Consider the following 4,939-nt stretch of genomic DNA (forward strand, 5'->3'; position numbering starts at 1 on the left):
CATATAATATGCCGAGAGTAGCGCAGACTTCCTCATACTTCGCGGTTCCGTTTTCATTCGTGAAGTCTTTACCGCTCTCACAAACTTTTTCCATTTCACTTATTGTTTCCTCATCCGTAAGCTCTTTTACCTCCTCGGCAAACATAAAATAGCTTAAAAAAGCCAAAGCTAAAATGATTTTTTTCATTTCTTCCTCCTTAAAATTTTTCGTATTATTTCACTTTTCGTTGTCAGATACTGTCATTTAATGGCATTAAATTTTATTGCTCTATTTGTTTTTAAAATTCCGCAGAAGTATACCCCCCCCCCTTAATAATCACTAAAATTTAAACAAAGTATTGCTTATCCGCGACTCTTTTGCGCTCGCTGTCGTCTGCCGTAAATTTCACTCAAAAGCGGGGTTAAATTTTACGAAATTTCTAGGCATAAACAATATAAGCGCCATGTCATAGGTTTAAATTTAAAAACACAAGCCCTCTTTAACGTTGATTTAATGCTAAATTTATATAATTTAAGCGAGTTATATTTAAGAGATGATTAAGAATGAAATGCGCTAAGCTTGGAGGCGGATAGAGTATGCAAGATTACGAATTATTGGACGTTTTGTCCAATAAAAGGGTTCTTTGCCTAGAGGATGAGCCCGGGATTTTAAAAAATATAACCGAATCGCTGCAGCTGTTTTTCGGCGAAGTAGTGGGGGTTAAGGACGGACTGGAGGCGCTTGATGAGGCGATGAGCGGCTCGTACGACGCGCTGGTTTTTGATATCGGCGTGCCGCATATGGACGGGCTAGAGGTCGTTAAAAAGATCCGAGCTGCCGGCATCTCGGTGCCGATCGTGATACTTTCGAGCCACACCGAGCAGGAGTATCTGTGGCGGGCGGTGGAGCTTAAGATCACCAGGTATCTGCCTAAGCCGTACGACAAAAACGCCTTTATAAAGGCGCTGCAAGACGTCGCTTCGGAGCTGATAAATCACGCGCCGATATTTAGCATAAGCAGTGAGTTGAAGTATGATTTTGCCAAAAAGATCATCTACGTCAAAGAGAGCGCCTGTCATCTTTCCAAAAGCGAGAGCAAGCTTTTGGAGTACTTCTTAGCGCGCAAAAATCAAACCGTAACCTACGAGCAGCTATTCGGCTATATGTGGGAGTTCGAGCAGCCCAGCAAAGAGGCGATCAAGGCGATCGTCAAAGAGCTACGCCGCAAGATCGGTAAGGACGTGATCAAAAATTTATATGCGGTGGGGTATCTCTTTGAAGTATAAATTTAAATTTATCGTAGCGCTTTTCGTGCTGCTATATATCGTAATTACGGCGTTGGTTTTTAACTTCTACCGCGAGCTTGCGCTAAAGGACACGAGGCGCGAGGCGTTTTATATCCTAGATACGATGAATGCGGTGCGCGATTACGTCTCGACCGTGCAGCGCCCGCTAATAAATGAACTTAAAGAGAAAAAGCTTCTAAGCGAGGATTTTTTTGATCCGAGGCTGATGTCCTCGACCTACATAACGCGCGAAATTTATAAAATTCAGCTCGCCAAAGAAAACATCAACTACGACTACAAGCTCGTCGCCACCGATCCGCTCAATCCCGAGCACGAAGGAAGCGAGTTTGAGAATGAAATTTTAGAGGGCTTTAAAGAAAATAGATACAAAGAATACTCCAGAGTCATCTATGATAAAGGTGGCGCCTCGTATCTTTTGAGCCTGCCGATAACAAACTCCCAGCCTTCGTGCACTGAGTGCCACAGCATCAACGCAGCACCTAAAAAGATGCAAGAGCTCTACGGCGATGTGGGAAATTTCAAAGGCGGTCTAGGCGATACGATCGCGATGATAAGCTTTAAAATTCCGATAAAAAGCATTTTGCTCTATCACACCAAAGAGTTCGTCGTTAGCGGCCTAAGCTTGCTTGTAGTGTTTTTGATCTGTATATTTTGTATCTATAAAATTCACAAAAAAAACGAGACTTTAAAGATGCAAACTCAGCTTTTACTGATAAATCAAAGCCGCCTCGCGCTCATGGGCGAGATGATCGGCAATATCTCGCACCAGTGGCGCCAGCCGCTATCGCAGATCAGCTCTACGCTTATAAATTTAGAGCTTTACAACGAGCGAGGCAAGCTCTCAAAAGAGAGGCTCGAAGGCGGCATAAAAGACGCGGGCGAGCAGGTGAAATTTATGAGCGATACGATCGAAGATTTTAAAAATTTCTTCAATCCGAACATGCCAAAGAAAGAATTTAGCGCCGGCGAAGCGATCGAGCAGGCGCGTAAAATTTTAAACGCCTCGCTTAAAAAGCATGTCATCGACATAAGCGTGCGGATAGAGGAAAATTTCACCCTTTACGGCAACGTAAACGAGCTAATTCAGGTGCTCATAAACATCATAAATAACGCAAAGGAGGCGTTTTTGGACGTGCCGCTTAAACGGCGCGAGATTAAAATCCGCTCGTTTTTAAAACAGGGCGAGCGGGTAATCACGATCGAAAATAACGCAAGCCGCATCGACGAAGCGCAGCTGGGTAAAATTTTTGAGCCGCACTTTACGACAAAACAGCAGGGCAGCGGGCTCGGACTATATATGAGCAAGATGATAATCGAAAAAAACGGAGGGAGCATAAGTGCTGCAAATTCCGACGAAGGCGCGATATTTACGATCTCTTTTCGTTAAATTTAGACTTCATTAAATTTCTCCCTTTTTCGCCCTTTTTTGTTGATATTATTTCGAGCGTAGAACTTTGCTAATTTAAAATTTCGATTTTCAAAGGAGGAGTCATGAAAAAATGGAATAAGATGCTACTAGGCGCGCTAGCCTGTATTAGCATTTTTGCCGCAGGAGCCTGTGCTGATGAAGGCATGGGGCATGAGATGGAAATGTCGCAAAAATCGCGCGACGTCATCGCAAATCCTAAGGGCACGTTGCAAAGCAGAGGCGTCATATCCTTGCAGGACTACGTCGTAGAAGAGCGAGAGATGTATGACTGGCTATTTAAAAATCACCCGATTTTTACCAAATACGGCGGTAAGACGGTCGGTAAGATGGATGTACACGACCGAGGTTTGGAGTGGCTTGCGGAAGGGCATGGATTTGACTTTTCAAAGGCTAGTAAAAGAGACGACGGCAAGGGCTATAGCTCTATGATGTATAGAATCCCTGCAGGATCTTCTTTGCAATTCCCAAATAAATTCATAGGTCCTGAAAAATGCGGCGAGTGCCACCCTGCGCAGTATGAGACATGGAGCAGATCGCGCCACGCCACTACTATCCGCTTCCCGGGCGAGCACCCGGAGGTTAATAACAACCTAACCGATCCTGTATTTAGCCCAGATACGGCGTCGATCCTTCCAAAAGGTATTACCCCTGACGTAATTTATGCGACCGTGGGGCATCTAAGGACAAAATTCGGCTACGTAGATGCATGGCTTTTACGCGGAACCTATCACGTAGAGGGCGGTTTGCTACGAGATGGTACCGGTCAGATCGTAGCCGGTGGCAACCAATTCCAAAGGACTTGGGCGTTAAATTTAGACGATGAGACGGTCAAAAAGATCAAAAAGATCGTTCCGGAATTCCCGGAAACTCTAGCCGATTATGGCGATAACGGCGGTTACGTAAGAGGTCTTGCGTCGTATGCTGCGAAATATAAAAAATCGATGTTTTTCCAAGCAAACAGCTCGTATTGCGAAGTCTGCCACCCATTCAAATTCGATTTTAAAACTAAAAAAGAATTCTATGCTGCTTTGGGTAACGCAAAAGAGCTTCAAAAGCACACTATCTCCAAAGGTATCACCTGTGAAGAGTGCCATGGAGCGGGCGGTCACCTTGACGGCGCTACAAATTTTAGAACCTCAAACTGCGAACGCTGCCACCAAAGATTTAACTATAGCCCTGATTTAGCTCGTGCTAATCCGCTAAACAACGGAAACCCCGATCTATCTCTTAGCTCTAAATTTAAATCTATGGGTCCAGGATGTGGCTCTGAGGGCTCTCAATCATACTTTACCGCTCACTACGAGAAGGGTATGCGCTGCGTAACCTGCCACGATCCGCACGATAACACCGGACCGGTAGTTGGCGATAAAACCGTCAAGGGCGTAAATTACAACTCCGAGCAGGGCTATTTGAGCGCGTTTTATACAAAGCCTAAGATCACAAAAGAGTGTAAGGATTGCCACCAAGAGCAAGCCTATATCGCCGCAAGAGCCGATACGCATAAAGACAACACTTGCGCATCTTGCCACATGCCGTTTATGATGAGCTGCGAGAACTTCTATGCTATTCAGTTCCAAGACAACGCGGGATTCGATACTCAAAGAAGATCGCACATCTGGAAGATCGACATCGATCCTGCTAGAAAATCTCTAGTCGCAGGCGATGCCGCTAAGGGTCCGAGAGATGCGAAAGATTGGCACTTCCAAAGAAATAAAGATGGACGAAATTTCGTCGATCTTATGTGGTCGTGCGCACGAACGTCTTGGGCGGATAAAGATATGCAAGATACCAAAGGCTGCCACAGCCCTGTCGTTTCCGAGCTAAAAGAGACGCTTCACTTCAAGAATCAAAAGCAGGTTTACGATGAGGTTATGGGCTGGCAAACTCCGATTAAGAGCGATTTCTCGCAAGTTAAGATCGGTATTCAAGGAATTTACTCTATCCTCGAGACTAAAAAGCTTAACTCCAGCGACAAAACTCGCGTTTACGAGCTGATCGAAAAAGCTCAAGACACCGTCGATCTTATCGAAAAAGACGGCTCATGGGGTATGCACGGCTTTAAATATACTAAGCAAAGGCTAGAAGCCGCTAAAGAGTATATTAAAGAGGCTCAAAGAATTCTAAATAATAATTTATAATTCTTTCGGGGTCGCGTAAGTTCGCGGCCCCGAAATTTAAAAGGCAAATGTATGCAAAAAAGACTAAAAATTTTCTTGCCTATCG

General features: G+C 44.6%; 4 protein-coding genes. 3 read left to right on the top strand and 1 reads right to left on the bottom strand.

What is annotated here, in order from left to right; genetic code table 11:
• Positions 1 to 187: hypothetical protein (locus Q0095_RS08940; protein WP_297883188.1), on the bottom strand; the 187-nt coding region annotated here is incomplete at its 3' end.
• Between the two features lie 389 nt (positions 188 to 576).
• Here Q0095_RS08940 and Q0095_RS08945 point away from each other — a divergent pair.
• From Q0095_RS08945 to Q0095_RS08955, 3 genes are all read left to right on the top strand, one after another.
• Entirely contained in the window at positions 577 to 1,266 is a 690-nt protein-coding gene (locus tag Q0095_RS08945) for a response regulator transcription factor (protein WP_297883189.1), read from the top strand.
• The gene (locus Q0095_RS08950) at positions 1,256 to 2,674 is read left to right on the top strand and encodes a DUF3365 domain-containing protein (RefSeq protein ID WP_297883190.1); all 1,419 of its coding nucleotides are present in this window, start codon (positions 1,256 to 1,258) and stop codon (positions 2,672 to 2,674) included. The genes Q0095_RS08945 and Q0095_RS08950 overlap by 11 nt, the downstream gene beginning before the upstream one ends.
• A gap of 104 nt (positions 2,675 to 2,778) precedes the next feature.
• Complete coding sequence (locus Q0095_RS08955) at positions 2,779 to 4,854, top strand: hypothetical protein (protein WP_005870893.1); 2,076 nt, start codon at positions 2,779 to 2,781, stop codon at positions 4,852 to 4,854.
• Positions 4,855 to 4,939: the final 85 nt, after the last annotated feature.

It is taken from the genome of uncultured Campylobacter sp. (assembly GCF_938045535.1).
Taxonomy (GTDB): domain Bacteria; phylum Campylobacterota; class Campylobacteria; order Campylobacterales; family Campylobacteraceae; genus Campylobacter_B.

What these genes read in the sequence shown, in the direction of transcription:
- Q0095_RS08945 (WP_297883189.1), top strand. Translation starts at nt 577, where the DNA reads ATGCAAGATTACGAATTATTGGACGTTTTGTCCAATAAAAGGGTTCTT.
- Q0095_RS08955 (WP_005870893.1), top strand. Translation starts at nt 2,779, where the DNA reads ATGAAAAAATGGAATAAGATGCTACTAGGCGCGCTAGCCTGTATTAGC.